This window comes from Paenibacillus aurantiacus (genome assembly GCF_042431225.1).
Taxonomy (GTDB): domain Bacteria; phylum Bacillota; class Bacilli; order Paenibacillales; family Paenibacillaceae; genus Paenibacillus_Z; species Paenibacillus_Z aurantiacus.
In genome coordinates this window covers 1-15,587 of sequence record NZ_JBHMDO010000055.1, presented here as the reverse complement: position 1 = coordinate 15,587, position 15,587 = coordinate 1, and the positions used below count along the sequence as shown (strand labels likewise).

Below are 15,587 nucleotides of genomic sequence, written 5' to 3'. Positions count from 1 at the left end.
CACAGAACGAATATTAGTAGGCGCCTCTTTTGAGCAATACGGTCCATACGGTTTTGAATAGGATTTTAATGTCGAAGAAGACCGATTGGTGGTAGACGTAATGCAGTTCCAAATCGACGCGCTCCGGGTAACCGACGTCGCTTCGGCCGCATACCTGCCAATATCCGGTTACGCCGGGCTTGACGGATAAAAATTCCGATACGCGATTGCCGTACTCGATCAGTTCGTCCTTGACCACCGGACGCGGGCCGACAAGACTCATCTCACCCTTGAGTACATTTACCAGCTGCGGCAGTTCGTCTAGGCTCGTCTTCCGCAGGAACCGGCCGATGTTCGTGATACGCGGATCTTCGTCCTGATCCAGCTTATAGTTATTGGCGATGTATTTCGCGTAAAGCGCTGGGTCTTGCTTCAGCCGCTCCTCCGCGTTGCTAACCATCGAACGGAATTTGTAGATGCCGAATACGTTACCGTGTTGACCGATCCGTTTCTGCTTGAAGAATACGCTGCCTTTGGGATCATTGGTTTTGATCAAGATGGCGATCAGAATCATGACGGGCAGCAGGAAGATAAGTCCGAAGAACGCGCCCGTAACATCCAAGGTCCGCTTCACCGCGTTGTTCAACGTGAGCGAACGCGGCGCTGCTTTCACATCGGCATTCGTATGATTCCTCAAGCTCATACTCGATCACCTCGGCTTACCAGAAGTTCATCCAGTTTTTGCTTGTGCACGATCTCTTCTAATGCATCCAGCAGCGGAGCGCGAAGCTCTTCGTTGCGAAGCGCAAAATCGACGCTTGTCAGAATAAAGCCCAGTTTCTCGCCCACATCGTAACGCACGCCTTCGAAATCATACGCGTAAACGCCTTGTTTCTCGTTCAGCTTCTGAATCGCATCGGTTAGCTGAATCTCTCCGCCGGCGCCAATCTCCTGTTCCTCCAGGAATTCGAAGATTTCGGGAGTCAAGACGTAGCGTCCCATGATGGCAAGATTCGATGGAGCGTTGCCTTTTTTAGGTTTCTCAACGAAACGATTGACTTGATAAAGCCTGCCAATAGCCTCCAGCGGATCGACGATGCCGTAACGATCGGTATGCTCAGGATGAACGGACTGCACGCCGATGACCGACTTGCCTGTGCGCTCGTATTGCTCCGCGAGTTGTCTAACGCATGGCGTCTCCGCCTGCACGATATCGTCGCCGAGCAGGACGGCGAACGGCTCGTCACCAATGAAATTGCGGGCGCACCATACGGCGTGTCCAAGTCCTTTCGCTTCTTTTTGACGAATGTAGTGAATGTCAACGTTTGAAGATCGCCGCACTTCATCCAGCAGCTCGAATTTCCCCTTGCTGAACAAGTTATTTTCCAACTCGAACGCATGGTCGAAATGGTCTTCGATCGCGCGCTTCCCTTTACCGGTGACAATAATGATGTCTTCAATCCCGGAAGCGATGGCCTCTTCGACGATGTACTGAATAGTAGGTTTATCTACGATTGGGAGCATTTCTTTAGGCATAGCTTTTGTTGCGGGGAGAAATCTAGTGCCAAGCCCTGCTGCGGGAATGATCGCTTTTCTTACTTTTCTCATTACCATCACCCTATCTTGTTTATTTCCATAAAAAAACATAAATCATGCCCTTGGATAAAGGGCATAATTTATCTTCTTTTATCCAATTAAAGGGCATTTAACCCATCCTCACATTACACCATTGACTATGGAAGTCTAAGGTTTGCCACCCACAGCGTAATCGAGTGCCTACAATGATAAAGGTATAGTAGACATTACCTGAAGCTATGCAGTTCGGAGGCATGCGCCAAAACTACTTCGCCTGCTTGATCATCCCCGGATCTTTGCGGCTGCTTTTAATTAGCACCAGACCGAGAATTCTTGCATTCGCGTGCTCCAGGTTGGCTTTGGCTTTCTTGACGAAATCCTTTTCCACCTTGCCAGCCGCCACGACCAGGACGACGCCATCGCATAACGGACTAAGCACGAGAGTATCCGTAACCGCAACTACCGATGTCGTATCGGCGATAATGATATCGTATCGTTCCTTCAAGTCTTCCATTAATCCTTGCATGCGGCTGGACCCTAGCAATTCGGACGGATTCGGCGGAATCGGTCCGGAAGTCAGGATAGAGAGGTTCTCGACCCCCGTGTCCCGAATAACTTCCTGCCAACCAGCCTGATTGGCCAGCACGCTCGAAAGTCCGGCGCGATTCGTAAGCGAGAATACATTGTGCAGAGAAGGATTGCGGAGATCCGTATCAACAAGCAGCACCCGCTTGCCGTCCTGCGCATACGCGACGGCCAGATTGCTTGCCGTCATCGTTTTCCCCTCTCCCTTCTGGGAGGAAGTAACCATGATGACCTTAGTCGGAATATTAACGGAGGAGAACTGAATGTTCGTTCTTAACGTCCGGTATGATTCATAGTTCGGAGAGCTCGGATTGGCGAGCGCGATAAGACGGTTACTGGTTGATCGTGGCATATTTACCTTCCTCCATTAAAGAAGTTTTCGCGTTGTTCCTATATTTGCGATCTTCCTTGTCGTTCTTCGTGATGAGAGCCAAGACCGGCAAGCCCAACTCTTCTTCCAGCTCTTGTTCCGTTTTAAACGTATTGTCCAGGTAGTCAATGAAGAACACGAGTGTGACGGAAGCGATCAATGCGACAATAAAGCTCAGGAGAACACTCATGACGGGATTGTAGTTGATCGGCGCAGCCGGTTCGTCAGCAGACGCTTCATTCAAGATCGTCACGTTGTTAATTTTCATAATGGAAGGAATTTGTTCTTGGAAGACCTTTGCAATGCCGTTGACACCCATAACTGCGTTCTTATAGGACGTATCCCGGTATGTCAAACGCATCACTTGCGATTCAGCCGCGGCGCTGACCGTCGTGCGCGCCGAAATTTCTCTCGCGCTCGCTTCGAGCTGCGGATATTGCTCGGAGACTTTGCCTAAGATAGCGGCTGTAAGAAGAATCTCCTTATATGTATTGATCAGCATAATATTCGTCTGGACCGAGTTAATCGTCGGTTCCTCTTCTTGACCCTCGGTTTGCGTCGTTTGGTTGACGATTAGTTTCGCTTCAGCCTCATAGACCGGCGTCGAGAAAAAGACCGATTTCACAACCGACAAAACTACCGCGCAACAGACAATTAATGCGATAAGCCATAATTTTTTCTGAATAACTTGCAGGTATCGCTTAAGTTCCACGTCCCAAGCCTCCAATTAATATTGATTTTCAAGCTACGCTTCGTTTTTTGACGAAACGACATGCATAATAAAAATTTAGTTTGAAATTGAATGTATAGGTCGTTTTAGCGCAGGAAATAATTTATGATACAGTGTGTATCTGTTGCAAGGTTTACTTTACGATACAGAACGTAACAAGTCAATACGTTTTTCATAGTTTTTGCAAGTTTGCGACATTTCGTCGCATTCAATGCAATTGTAAGCGTTTCGTATTAATATGAAAGAACGAGCAGTAATTTAGGAGGCGTTTTATGAATATTGGCAGCCGTATTGCGAAATTGAGGGAGGATCGGGGGTGGACGCAGGAACAGACATCCGGCTCTCTGGGGATCTCGCGTGCAGCTCTTTCGCACTATGAGAAGAACCGCCGGGAACCCGATAGCGAGACCTTGCTGAAGTTCGCTAATCTGTTCCACGTGTCTGTTGATTACCTTGTAGGCCGAACGAACTCGACCCAAATGACGCTAGATGAACCGATTAAGGATTTCGTTGACCAGCTGGAGCTGTCTGACGAAGAACTTCTCGATAAATACGATCTTACGATCGACGGCATGAAACTCTCCGCCGATGAAGCGCGTCGTTTCATTGCATTCGTCCGCGCGGAACGCATGATGAAACCTTAAGCCTCGCGCATCCTATACGCGGGAATAAAACCATAGCCAGGCACGGTTTGCCGGGCTATGGTTTTATTCCCGCGTCTTTCTTTATTTATGCTCACCCGCACGAACTCGGCCGGTAGCTTATTACGATCTATACCGAGCTGATCGACAATGTCTGCGATACATAACACCATTTTCCTCTGTGTCTTTTCTGATTCTGGAGAGCTCTTCGGGTGATCCATTCTCTAGTTCCCGCCTTCTTCATGGTTCAGCGGCTTCATGCCGCCTGCTCGACCTCATTCAGTATAGCCAATCCATTTTTCAAAGGCTGTCGTATTTTTGGGGCTATTTTCCTCTTTTTTTGTCGAAGTGCCTCTCCTATGAATAGGAAAGCGGCTTCTAGGAATAAAGTCTTCCTCCGAAGCCGCAAACGGTATCATCTCTATTTTGTCTCCGGCGTATTCTGCCGTTGCATTTTCGCTTCCCATTTCTCTCGCAGCCCTAATTGCATGAGTACCGTATGGATGTCGAGCGAGATCGGTCTCTTCTCTTCCTGCTTCAACCTTACAACCTTTGAATGCTCCGCCATCCCCATGTACCGTCTCTCCCTTGTCTCCAATCTGTAACACTTTCTCTCTAATTTTACGGATTTATTATACCGCATTCTTGCTACAGAATGTGTCGAAGCTTGAGATGCTATTCCATAGAATGCCGTTCTATTTTTGTCGTATGATGGCGAGTAAACAAAAAGAGAGCCATCTAGAGGCTCTCTTTTTGTTACTTGTATTAATTCCCGCCAACCCGGGCCAGTTCTTTCATATTGGCTTCGAAAGCCGCCAGAAGAGCTGCATCGCCAGTGAGGCCGGTTGCTTCGACTTTCTCGATCTGCTCGAGCATCCGCTTGTAGTCCTTCGGAATAACGCGGACGAACTTCTGCAGGTAGGTCGACCAATCGCTCAGGACGCGGTCGCCGACTTCGCTGCCCGTGTTCTGCACGTGGCGTTCGATCATGCCGCGCAGCTCGGCTGCTTCGGCTTCGGTCTCGACACGCTCGAGCAGGACCATCTCGAGGTTGCAGTTGTTGTAGAATTCGCCTGCTTCGTCCAGGACATAGGCTACGCCGCCAGACATACCGGCCGCGAAGTTACGGCCCGTACCGCCGAGAACGACGACGCGTCCGCCGGTCATGTACTCGCAGCCGTGATCGCCCACGCCTTCGACGACGACGCGCACGCCGGAGTTACGGACCGCGAAGCGCTCGCCCGCGATGCCGCGAATGTACGCATCGCCGCTCGTCGCGCCGTAGAACGCGGTGTTGCCGATAATGACGTTGTCCTCCGACTTGAAGGTCGCTTTCGGCGACGGCGCGACGATGATCTTGCCGCCCGAGAGGCCTTTGCCGACGTAGTCGTTGGAATCACCCTCGATGGAGAGCGTGATGCCCTTCGGCACGAACGCACCGAAGCTTTGACCTGCGGAGCCGACGAAGTGGAACGAGATCGTGTCTTCCGGCAGACCTTTCGCACCATATCGGCGCGTCACTTCGCTGCCCACGATCGTGCCAACAACGCGGTTCGTGTTCGCGATCGGGAACGTCGCGCGTACTTGCTCGCCGCTCTCAAGCGCAGGCTGCGCTGCCGGCAGCAGCTTCTGCATGTCGAGCGACTCGTGCAGCAGGTGGTTCTGCTCCTGCACTTGATAACGCTCGGAGCCTTCCGGCAGCTCGACTTGATGCAGCAGCGGCGTCAGGTCGATGCCTTTGAGCTTGTAATGATCGATCAGGTCTTTCGTCTTCAGACGATCGACACGGCCGACCATCTCGTTCACCGTGCGGAAGCCCAGCTGCGCCATGATCTCGCGGAACTCTTGCGCGACGAAGAGCATGTAGTTGACCATGTGGCTCGGATCGCCCATGAACTTCTTGCGCAGCTCCGGGTTCTGCGTCGCGACGCCGACCGGACAAGTATCCAGCTGGCACACGCGCATCATAATACAGCCCAATACGACGAGCGGTGCCGTCGAGAAGCCGTATTCTTCGGCGCCGAGCAGCGCTGCGATTGCAAGGTCGCGGCCGTTCATGATTTTGCCGTCCGTCTCCACCACGACGCGGTCGCGGAGGTTGTTCAGGATGAGCGTCTGGTGCGTCTCGGCAAGACCAAGCTCCCACGGCAAACCTGCGTGACGGATCGATGCCAGCGGCGAAGCGCCGGTGCCGCCGTCATAACCCGATACGAGAATGACGTCCGCGCGGCCTTTGGCAACGCCTGCTGCGATCGTACCTACGCCGACTTCGGATACAAGCTTGACGTTAATGCGAGCACGAGGGTTCGCGTTCTTCAGGTCGTGGATCAGCTCCGCCAAGTCCTCGATCGAATAGATATCATGGTGCGGCGGTGGCGAGATGAGACCTACGCCTGGCGTCGAACCACGGACTTCGGCAACCCAAGGGTAGACTTTGCGTCCTGGCAGCTGACCGCCTTCGCCCGGCTTCGCGCCCTGCGCCATCTTGATCTGGATCTCGTCGGCATTGACGAGGTAGTTGCTCGTGACGCCGAAGCGACCGGATGCTACCTGCTTGATCGCGCTGCGGCGGGAATCGCCGTTCGCGTCCGGGATGAAGCGTGCCGGATCTTCGCCGCCTTCGCCCGTGTTGGACTTGCCGCCAATGCGGTTCATCGCGATTGCAAGCGCTTCGTGCGCTTCCTTGCTGATGGAGCCGAACGACATCGCGCCCGTCTTGAAACGCTTCACGATCGATTCCACGGATTCGACCTCGTCGAGCGGTACCGGCTGGGCATCGAAGTTAAAGTCCAGCAGCGAGCGAAGCGTCAGATGCTTCTTGTCTTCGCCTTGCACCATCGCGGAGAATTTCTTGTACTGCTCATAGTTATTCGTACGCGAAGCCATCTGCAGCGTATGGATCGTCTGCGGGCTGAACAGGTGGTCTTCGCCGTCTTTACGCCATTGGTATTCGCCGCCGGAGTCAAGCTCCTTCACACGGCCTTCCTGCTCGGCGAATGCCCGGTTGTGATGCTTCAGCGTCTCTTGCGCCACGATGTCGAGGCCGATGCCGCCGATACGCGATGGCGTCCACGTGAAGTACTTCTCGATCAGTTCTTCTTGCAGACCCACTGCTTCGAAGATTTGTGCGCCGCGGTACGATTGGATCGTCGAAATTCCGTATTTGGACAGAATTTTCGTAACGCCTTTCGTCGCTGCTTTAATGAAGTTCTTGACCGCTTTCTCGTGCGTCACGCCGCGCAGCATGCCTTGGCGGATCATGTCGTCGAGCGTTTCGAACGCCAGATACGGGTTCACGGCGCTGACGCCGTAGCCGAGCAGCAGGGCGAAATGATGCACTTCGCGCGGCTCGCCGGACTCCAGCAGGATGCTGACGCGCGTGCGCGTGCCTTCGCGGATCAAATGGTGATGCAGCGCGGAGACGGCCAGCAGCGCCGGGATTGCGGCGTTCTCGCGGTCTACGCCGCGGTCGGACAGAATCAGGATGTTGTGGCCTTTGGCGATAACGCGGTCGGCCGCTTCGTTCATCTGTTCAAGCGCCGCGCGCAAGCCCTCTTCGCCTTCAGCGGCCGAGAATAGAATCGGCAGCGTGATCGACTTGAAGCCCGGACGGCGAACATGGCGCAATTTTGCGAATTCTTCATTAGAAAGAACTGGCGATGCGAGCGAAATCTGACGCGCGCTCTCCGCCTCCGGTCGAAGCAAGTTGCGCTCCGGTCCGATCGTCGTCGTCGTCGCGGTGATGATCTCCTCGCGAATCGCATCGATCGGAGGATTCGTCACTTGCGCGAACAGCTGCTTGAAGTAGTTATACAGACGCTGCGGGCGTTCCGACAGAATGGCCAGCGGCGCGTCGTAACCCATGGAAGCGATCGGCTCTACGCCGCTGCCCGCCATCGGCTCCAGCACTTTGCGCACATCTTCGAACGTGTAACCGAACGCCTGCTGACGACGCTCGACAGACTCATGGTCCGGCTCCGGCAGTTCCGGCGCGTCCGGCAGATCGTCGAGACCGATCAGGTGCTCGTTCAACCACTCGCGGTATGGCTGCTCGCCTGCGATCGCGGCTTTCACTTCCTCGTCGGAAATGATGCGGCCTTCCTTCGTGTCCACGAGGAGCATGCGGCCTGGACGAAGACGGTCTTTATATAGGATGTTCTCCGGTTCGATTGGCACTGTGCCCGCCTCGGAACCAAGGATGATATGATCGTCCTTCGTCACATAGTAGCGTGCCGGACGCAAGCCGTTGCGGTCAAGGATCGCGCCGATCTGCGTGCCGTCGGTGAACGCCATTGCCGCCGGACCATCCCATGGCTCCATCAGCGTGCTGTGGTATTCATAGAAAGCTTTCTTCGTATCGTCCATCGTCTCGTGGTTGGACCACGGCTCCGGCACCATCATCATCGCGACGTGCGGGAGTGAACGGCCGGACAGGAAGAGGAATTCCAGCGTGTTGTCGAACATCGCCGTATCGGAACCATCCGGATTGATGATCGGCTTCACTTTGTCCATGTCGCTGCCGAACAGCTCGCTCTCGAATAGCGATTGACGGGCATGCATCCAGTTGACGTTACCGCGCAGCGTGTTGATCTCGCCGTTGTGGATCATATAGCGGTACGGATGCGCGCGCTCCCAGCTCGGGAACGTGTTCGTCGAGAACCGGGAGTGGACGAGCGCGATCGCTGTTTCGACCGCTTCGTCGCTCAGCTCCACGTAGAACGAGCGGACCTGCTCGGTCGTGAGCATGCCTTTATACACGATCTTCTTGCTCGAAAGGCTCGGGAAGTAGAAGACGTCCCCGCCCTCGGCGCCCGCATAGCGTATCGCCAGCTCGGCGCGCTTGCGGATGACGTACAATTTGCGTTCAAAGGACAATTCGTCCTGCAGGTCGGCGGATTTACCGATGAAGACTTGACGGACGTACGGTTTGACCGCAAGCGCCGATTTGCCAAGCTTCTCGTCGTTCGTCGGCACGGTGCGCCAGCCGATTACCGTCTGGCCCTCCTCGCGGATGATCGCCTCCAGCTCGCGCTCGTTTTTGCCGCGCACAGTCTCGTCCTGGGACAAGAACAGCATGCCTACCGCATACTCGCCGCTTGCTGGCAGTTCGATTCCGAGCCCTTTCATCTCACGCTCGAAGAACTTGTGCGGGATTTGAAGCATGATCCCCGCGCCGTCCCCCGTATTCGGCTCGCTGCCTTGGCCGCCGCGGTGTTCCATGTTCTCCAGAACCGTGAGCGCCTGACGGACGATTGTATGCGACTTTTTCCCCTTGATGTTTGCCACAAAGCCCATCCCGCATGCGTCTTTCTCGTACTGCGGGTCGTATAGGCCTTGCTTCGGCGGCAATCCGAAACGATTCTCTTTCATTGCGTGCAACCTTTCTATCAGAAGATTTTTGTGCAAACGTAAATCATGACGGCCCTACGCTTCAATTTAGAAGCACAATCGCTTACAATGGAAAAGGAGTGCAACCTCGACCGTTTCCGCATCTTCGAGAGCACGAACATTCCCTGCTCTACAGATGTTGATTGTACGGAATCTCGCTTTATCGCTTCGATGTGCCGCAGTTCAAACATCCAATGCGCAAATTTTGTATTTATATGATAATAACATCAGGCCTTTGCGATATCAATTTAATATTTTTATGATCGCGATAAGAGATGTTTTACGCATGGTGTCAGCTTCGGCCATTCTTACAGGCTAACTATAACAAAAGGAAGTGGTCTCATTGTATAGCAACTTAAGGAAAACCCCGCTTACACTCCTCTCGCTCGCGGCGGTCATGCTCGCAAGCTCGCTCCCGCAAGCCGTCGCGGCATCGCCGAATGCGAACGCGACCTCGTCAGCTCAATTCGCCGAAATCCGGACAATACCCCTCGCGGCCGCAGCTCCGGTATCCGCTTACAACCGCGCCAATCCGTACAAAATCGTCGCCATCGGCGACTCGCTTACGGTCGGCTACGAAATGGGGATTACCGAGCCTTCGGCTCTCTACGGTTATGTCGGCCGCGTCTATGAACAAGCGCTCTATCACGGCGCCGCCGAGGTACAGAACTTCGGTGTTCTGGGCCTGAAGAGCGCAGGCCTCAAGAACTGGCTGGACGCGGCGGTCCAAGGCAAGACCGTGGCGGCCGAGGATGCGCAGAGCGGCTTGTCCAAGTATCCGTACGCGGCCGAGACGATCGCCAAGACCGCCGCGCTGAAGGAAGCCGCAAGCGGCGCCGACCTGATCGTCATGACGATCGGGGGCAACGACTTCCTTCCTATATTTACAGAGCTGCAATCGAGAACCGTGGAACCGGCCGAGCTGCAGAAGCTGCTCGACGATCTGCTTGCCAATTACACCCAGACGTTAGAGGCGTCCCTTCGGGCGATCGTCAGCCTTAATCCCGACGCCAAAATCGTGCTGTCTGACCAATATTTGCCTCTACCGAAGCCGAGCCAATTCGTGAAAGTTGTCACGGAGGAGCAATATGCCGTACTTGAGAAGGCCGTCACCTCCTTGCACGATGGGCTCGAGGCCGTGAAGTCGAAGCTTGCTGGGGAAGGTGCTTCATTGTCGATCGTTGACATCGCCACGCCGTTCGCCGGCCAACAATTCGTGCTCACCTCGATTCGCGACAAAGACGTACATCCGAACGATGCCGGTTACGAAGTCATCGGCGAGCAATTCGCGAACACGATCTGGGGCGAGTTCCGCAAGAGCGCTCCGCTGGCCGCGGACACGCCGCTTCATCTTGTCGTGGGCGGCAAGGAGCTGACGGGCGGCAACAAGCCGGTCATCAAGAACAATACGACGTTCCTGCCAATGCGCGACGTCGCGAACGCCCTTGGCGCCACGCTCGCGTGGGACGGCAAAACCCAGACCGCGACGATTCAAGCCGGAGGCAAGAAGGTCGCCTTCACGATCGGCGCGAAGACGATGAGCGTGAACGGCCAGCAGGTGCCGCTCGCGACGCCGGCCTATTTGGCGAAGAACGGCAAGACCCTTTCCACGTATTTGCCGCTCGCGGCGTTGTCGGAAGGCCTCGGTTATCAAGTCGTGTATCGCAAAACAATCAAGACGGCATTCATTAATCCGTAATCTTCTTTCCTTAATATACGCGCACAAAACGAACAGCCTGGGAATCGGCCGCCTATCGACCGTTTCCCAGGCTGTTTCGTGTTCATCTCATTATGTTCGCGTTATACGCGCAGCAAACGCGACTTCCGTTTTCCTGCGCCTTACCCCCAATGCTGGTAGGTTAAGGAAAAACGTCCGGTGAAGCCACCCATGGCCTATAGTTGACAGGCTTATGTCTTAGACTTCAAGACCCACTGAAGCTTTGTCCGACAGGACAAAAGCGTGCCCTGCTCAAGTCAAACCGCCGACCGCGAGCCATAGTGGCTGCACGAAGAAGGGAGTCCAGAGGGCGAAGTCCTCTGGTTCCCCTCGGCGGAGGGGGAAGGGGCGAGGGGCAACAAAAGCGGGGTCAAAGGGGCGGAGCCCTTCTTAACCTGACAGCATTGCGGAGGGGGAAGGGAGAGGGAGCAACAAAAGCGGGGTCAAAGGGGCTTGGCCCCTTCTTCCCCTACTCCTCCATGTTCGGCTCGCCTTCCTCTCCGCCCAGGCCAATGCGGGTCAACTCCTCGATCGTGAACAGGGCGTGGAACCGGATGCCCTCCGCTTCGATATTGCGGCGTCCTTCCGGGTCCTGCGCGATGACGCAGATCACGTCGGTTACGTTCGCCCCGGCCGCGCGAAGATCGTTCACGCTCTGGAGCACCTGGGTGCCGGTGGAGACAAGGTCCTTGATGACGCATACGCGCTTGCCCGCGATCTCCGCGCCTTCCGCGACCCGTCCCGTGCCGTACTGCTGCGCCTTCAGACGTACGAACACGGCCGGAATCCGCGTCTCCAGCGACAGCACGGTCACAAGCGGAATGCCGCCCAGCTCAAGGCCCGCAAGCACATTCGTGCCGACCGGCACGAATGTGGACATCTCCCAGGCAATCGCGCCCATCAGCCGCGGGTCGGATTCGAACCGATACGGATCGACGTAATTATCGCTCGTCGCGCCGGAGCGCATCCGCACTTCCCCGTTCCAATGCGCGAGCTTATAGATTTCCTCGGCCATCATTTGCTTGTCCATGGTAAGAAAGATCGACTCCTTCGCTGAGATAAACGGACGATGGGGCTTGCCGCCGGCGGCGTCCATGCTACTTGTACTCCCGGCCGAGCGCTTCGAGCGAACTTAAGCCCTTCTCCGCCCAGCGCTTCAGCCGGTCCAGCCCTTCGATCTCGCGCGCGAGCGCGGCCAAGAGCGAGCTCTTATAGTCCGGCACGTCCCCCCGGTAAGGCGACAGGTCGCCGTAAGGCACGTTCGTCTTCTCCGTGTAGCTGAGCGCCCGGCGTTCATGGAACATCGGCACGTCGGGGTCGTACGGATGGTGCAGATCCCCCTGCTCCGGATGCTTGCGTACCGCCAGAATCTTCACGAGCGCGCGAGGTCCGCCCGCTTCGACCACTTCTCCGATATATTCTCCCGTCTTCACCTGCGCAAGGACAAGCTCGCCCGCTTCGGGACGATATGGTTCGCCTGCTCGCATGACATGCTCACGCTCCTTTGGACTATTGTTTCCCTTAGCATATCGGAATTGCCGAAGCGGAAGCAAGTTATGGAATAAAGCAAGCGTTATCATCTTTTTACCCATCCCACTCGTCGTATTCATGGGGACGTGTGCGCCACCTTGGTAATTTACCTAATTTTTAGGCACAAATCGCACCGGTTTACAGCTAAGATAGGCGCTGCAATCTTGTGTTAGCGCTTCTGCCGAAGTAATATGGTATAAGATAAGCCGCGGGGAATAGATGGCGGGCGATCCGAAGTCCTTCGTCTTTATACAGAAAAGCAGGTGAGAAGATGCGCAAGAAACGAGTGCTGTTGCTCTCGGAGGGGTTCGGTTCCGGACATACCCAAGCCGCCTACGCGCTGGCTGTCGGTCTGCGCGAGCTGGATCCGGGAATTCAGACTCGCGTCATCGAGCTCGGGAAGTTCCTGAATCCGGTGCTGGGACCGATGATTGTGAACGCTTACCGCAAAACGGTCAGCAAACAGCCGAAGCTTGTCGGCATCATGTACCGCAGACAATACAAAAAATCGCTCAACCGGCTCACTCAGCTTGCGTTGCACCGCATTTTTTATACCCATACCTCACAAGTGATCGAACAACTGAAGCCTGATCTGATCGTCTGCACCCACCCGGTGCCGAACGCGGTCGTCTCCCGCCTGAAGCGTCTGGGGCTGGACGTGCCGCTGTTCACGCTCATTACGGATTACGACGCCCATGGCACGTGGACGAGCGGCGAAGTGAACAAGTACCTCGTATCCACCCCTGTCGTCATGTCGAAGCTGCTCGCACGCGGCATTCCGGCCCATAGAATCGAAGTGACGGGCATTCCCGTCCATCCGAATTTCTGGCACACGCACGACAAAGCCGAGATCCGGGCCCAATTCGGCTTGAAGCCGATGCCCACGGTACTCATCATGGGCGGCGGCTGGGGTCTGATGAACAGCGACGACCTGCTCGCGCACATGACCGAATACCGCGATCGCGTCCAGCTCATCTATTGCGTGGGCAATAATGAGGAAGCACGCGCGCGCCTGCTCGCCGATCCGAGATTCCAGCACCCTAACGTTCAGGTGATCGGCTTTACCCGCGAAGTAAGCAAGCTGATGGATATTTCCGATCTGCTGGTGACGAAGCCGGGCGGCATGACATGCACGGAGGGGCTCAGCAAAGGCATCCCGATGCTGTTCTACGAGCCCATACCGGGCCAGGAAGAAGAGAACTGCGAATATTTCGTGCAGCAGGGGTTCGGCGAAATGCTTGAGTCCGCAGACACGATCAAACGATGGTTCGCGCTAATTCTGGAGCCGTATGCCTCCGATCAATTTAGACGAAAGCTGCTGACTAAGCGGAATCAATATTATAATCCGATGCAATGCTCCCGTGCCGTCCTGCAGTTTATGCAGTGACGGTTTTTCTTTTTGATGCGAGCCGAGGCAATGTTTCCCTGCATAGCGCATTCCCCGCAAGGGGTAAATATACCTTAGGTATGTTATCGATGCAGGGTGCCGCTCCTGGCACCTCGCGATGGACGAAAGGAGCAACTGAAATGAACAACCGCTCGCTGGACGGGAAAACGATCATCCTGCGGCTGGAGCTCGACACGGCGACCGCCCAATTCGGCAAGGCGGCGACCGCAATCGAGCGGGCCGGAGGCGACATTATCGCCATCGACGTCATATCGACCGGACGCGGATTGAGCGTGCGGGACTTGACGGTCAAAGTATCCGAACAAGGTACGACCGATCGCATCTCCGAGGCGCTCGGGGAGCTGCCGGGCATTCGTCTTGTCAACGTATCCGACCGCACGTTCCTCCTTCACCTAGGCGGCAAAATCGCGATCGCGCCGAAGACGCCGATTCAGAATCGCGACGACCTCTCCCGGGTGTACACCCCGGAGGTGGCGCGAGTATGTACGGCGATCAGCGAGGATCCGTCGAAAGCGTTCAACTTGACGATCAAGCGCAACACGGTCGCGGTCGTCTCCGACGGCAGCGCCGTCCTCGGCCTCGGGAATATCGGCCCTTACGCCGCCATGCCGGTCATGGAAGGCAAGGCGATGCTGTTCAAGCAGTTCGCCGACGTGGACGCCTTCCCGATCTGCCTGGATACGCAGGACACGGAAGCGGTCATCGCCGCCGTCAAGGCGCTGGCGCCCGGCTTCGGCGGCATTAACCTGGAGGATATCTCCGCGCCGCGCTGCTTCGAGATCGAACGCCGGCTGCAGGCCGAGCTCGACATCCCGGTCTTCCACGACGACCAGCACGGCACGGCGGTCGTCCTGTATGCCGGCCTGCTGAACGCGCTCAAGCTGACGGAACGCTCCTTAAGCGAGGCGCGGATCGTCATCTGCGGCATCGGCGCGGCCGGCACGGCCTGCACGAAGATGCTGCTGGCCGGCGGCGCCAAGCATATCGTCGGCGTCGACCGCGAAGGCATTCTGACGCGGGACAAGACGTATGCGAACGCTTCCTGGCAATGGTACGCCGAGAACACCAACGAAGAACGCCGAACAGGCGGTCTTGCGGAGGCGTTGGAAGGCGCCGACGTCTTTATCGGCGTGTCGGCGGGCGGCATCCTGAAGCGGGAGCATATCCAGACCATGGCAAGCGATCCGATCGTATTCGCCATGGCCAATCCCGAGCCCGAGATCCGGCCCGAGCAGGCCGAGGATCTTGTGGCCGTGTTGGCCACCGGGCGGTCGGATTATCCGAACCAGATCAACAACGTGCTTTGCTTCCCGGGCATCTTCCGGGGCGCGCTCGATTGCCGGGCCACTCATATCAACGAAGCGATGAAGCTGGCCGCCGCCGAGGCGATCGCCTCGGTCATCAGCGATGATGAACTAAGCCCGCTCTACATCGTGCCGAGCGTGTTCAACGGACGCGTCGTCGAGGAAGTGCGCCGACGTGTCGTGCAGGCGGCCGCGGCAACCGACGTCGCCCGCCGGCAAGTCCGGGAGTAGCTGCCGGACGCCAAAGAAAGAAGGGGGTGTCCCAAAAGTCATCAAAAGATGACCTTGGGATACCCCCGTTTTTTTTAAAAAAATGACTGGGTTACCGCACCCACTGCGCGGTCGCATGTTCTTCCGATC

At 55.9% G+C, this 15,587-nt stretch carries 12 protein-coding genes; 4 read left to right on the top strand and 8 right to left on the bottom strand.

Annotated elements, in window-relative coordinates:
- Positions 1 to 13: 13 nt before the first annotated feature.
- The 4 genes from ACFFSY_RS33920 to ACFFSY_RS33905 all read right to left on the bottom strand — a co-directional run bounded on the left by ACFFSY_RS33920 (position 14) and on the right by ACFFSY_RS33905 (position 3,221).
- Positions 14 to 682: a sugar transferase gene (locus ACFFSY_RS33920; protein ID WP_377502855.1), complete on the bottom strand. Its 669-nt coding sequence runs from the start codon at positions 680 to 682 to the stop codon at positions 14 to 16.
- Positions 679 to 1,587, bottom strand: a complete 909-nt coding sequence (galU, locus tag ACFFSY_RS33915) for a UTP--glucose-1-phosphate uridylyltransferase GalU (RefSeq protein WP_377503045.1) — start codon at positions 1,585 to 1,587, stop codon at positions 679 to 681. The genes ACFFSY_RS33920 and galU overlap by 4 nt, the downstream gene beginning before the upstream one ends.
- 232 nt (positions 1,588 to 1,819) lie before the next feature.
- The gene (locus ACFFSY_RS33910; RefSeq protein ID WP_377502853.1) at positions 1,820 to 2,491 is read right to left on the bottom strand and encodes a CpsD/CapB family tyrosine-protein kinase; all 672 of its coding nucleotides are present in this window, start codon (positions 2,489 to 2,491) and stop codon (positions 1,820 to 1,822) included.
- Positions 2,472 to 3,221 (bottom strand): YveK family protein, encoded by a 750-nt coding sequence (locus tag ACFFSY_RS33905; protein ID WP_377502852.1) that lies wholly within the window; start codon positions 3,219 to 3,221, stop codon positions 2,472 to 2,474. Before ACFFSY_RS33905 ends, ACFFSY_RS33910 begins: the two co-directional genes overlap by 20 nt.
- A gap of 290 nt (positions 3,222 to 3,511) precedes the next feature.
- Here ACFFSY_RS33905 and ACFFSY_RS33900 point away from each other — a divergent pair, with 290 nt between their 5' ends.
- Positions 3,512 to 3,883: a helix-turn-helix domain-containing protein gene (locus ACFFSY_RS33900; RefSeq protein WP_377502850.1), complete on the top strand. Its 372-nt coding sequence runs from the start codon at positions 3,512 to 3,514 to the stop codon at positions 3,881 to 3,883.
- A 272-nt stretch (positions 3,884 to 4,155) separates the two neighbouring features.
- Here the strand turns inward: ACFFSY_RS33900 and ACFFSY_RS33895 are convergent, their stop codons facing one another.
- Together ACFFSY_RS33895 and gltB are read right to left on the bottom strand one after the other, a co-directional pair.
- Complete coding sequence (locus ACFFSY_RS33895; RefSeq protein WP_377502848.1) at positions 4,156 to 4,488, bottom strand: hypothetical protein; 333 nt, start codon at positions 4,486 to 4,488, stop codon at positions 4,156 to 4,158.
- Between the two features lie 157 nt (positions 4,489 to 4,645).
- The gene (gltB, locus tag ACFFSY_RS33890) at positions 4,646 to 9,250 is read right to left on the bottom strand and encodes a glutamate synthase large subunit (RefSeq protein WP_377502846.1); all 4,605 of its coding nucleotides are present in this window, start codon (positions 9,248 to 9,250) and stop codon (positions 4,646 to 4,648) included.
- A 361-nt stretch (positions 9,251 to 9,611) separates the two neighbouring features.
- Here gltB and ACFFSY_RS33885 point away from each other — a divergent pair, with 361 nt between their 5' ends.
- A complete protein-coding gene (locus tag ACFFSY_RS33885) occupies positions 9,612 to 10,967 on the top strand; it encodes a stalk domain-containing protein (protein ID WP_377502844.1) in 1,356 nt (451 codons plus the stop codon).
- A gap of 487 nt (positions 10,968 to 11,454) precedes the next feature.
- Here the strand turns inward: ACFFSY_RS33885 and ACFFSY_RS33880 are convergent, their stop codons facing one another.
- Positions 11,455 to 12,081, bottom strand: coding sequence for an orotate phosphoribosyltransferase (locus ACFFSY_RS33880; RefSeq protein WP_377502842.1), 627 nt, complete (start codon positions 12,079 to 12,081; stop codon positions 11,455 to 11,457).
- A gap of 1 nt (position 12,082) precedes the next feature.
- Entirely contained in the window at positions 12,083 to 12,472 is a 390-nt protein-coding gene (gene kapB / locus ACFFSY_RS33875; RefSeq protein ID WP_377502840.1) for a kinase-associated lipoprotein KapB, read from the bottom strand.
- 314 nt (positions 12,473 to 12,786) lie between these two features.
- On the opposite strand from kapB, the gene ACFFSY_RS33870 reads away from it, so the two are divergent.
- Together ACFFSY_RS33870 and ACFFSY_RS33865 are read left to right on the top strand one after the other, a co-directional pair.
- On the top strand, positions 12,787 to 13,902 hold the full coding sequence (locus tag ACFFSY_RS33870; RefSeq protein WP_377502839.1) for an MGDG synthase family glycosyltransferase: 1,116 nt from the start codon (positions 12,787 to 12,789) through the stop codon (positions 13,900 to 13,902).
- A gap of 140 nt (positions 13,903 to 14,042) precedes the next feature.
- The gene (locus ACFFSY_RS33865) at positions 14,043 to 15,458 is read left to right on the top strand and encodes an NAD-dependent malic enzyme (RefSeq protein WP_377502837.1); all 1,416 of its coding nucleotides are present in this window, start codon (positions 14,043 to 14,045) and stop codon (positions 15,456 to 15,458) included.
- Positions 15,459 to 15,587: the final 129 nt, after the last annotated feature.

Coding starts and splice junctions, on each gene's coding strand:
- ACFFSY_RS33870 (WP_377502839.1), top strand. CDS start 12,787: ATGCGCAAGAAACGAGTGCTGTTGCTCTCGGAGGGGTTCGGTTCCGGA.
- ACFFSY_RS33880 (WP_377502842.1), bottom strand. CDS start 12,081: ATGGACGCCGCCGGCGGCAAGCCCCATCGTCCGTTTATCTCAGCGAAG.
- galU (WP_377503045.1), bottom strand. CDS start 1,587: ATGAGAAAAGTAAGAAAAGCGATCATTCCCGCAGCAGGGCTTGGCACT.
- ACFFSY_RS33920 (WP_377502855.1), bottom strand. CDS start 682: ATGAGCTTGAGGAATCATACGAATGCCGATGTGAAAGCAGCGCCGCGT.
- gltB (WP_377502846.1), bottom strand. CDS start 9,250: ATGAAAGAGAATCGTTTCGGATTGCCGCCGAAGCAAGGCCTATACGAC.
- ACFFSY_RS33900 (WP_377502850.1), top strand. CDS start 3,512: ATGAATATTGGCAGCCGTATTGCGAAATTGAGGGAGGATCGGGGGTGG.
- ACFFSY_RS33865 (WP_377502837.1), top strand. CDS start 14,043: ATGAACAACCGCTCGCTGGACGGGAAAACGATCATCCTGCGGCTGGAG.
- ACFFSY_RS33910 (WP_377502853.1), bottom strand. CDS start 2,491: ATGCCACGATCAACCAGTAACCGTCTTATCGCGCTCGCCAATCCGAGC.
- kapB (WP_377502840.1), bottom strand. CDS start 12,472: ATGCGAGCAGGCGAACCATATCGTCCCGAAGCGGGCGAGCTTGTCCTT.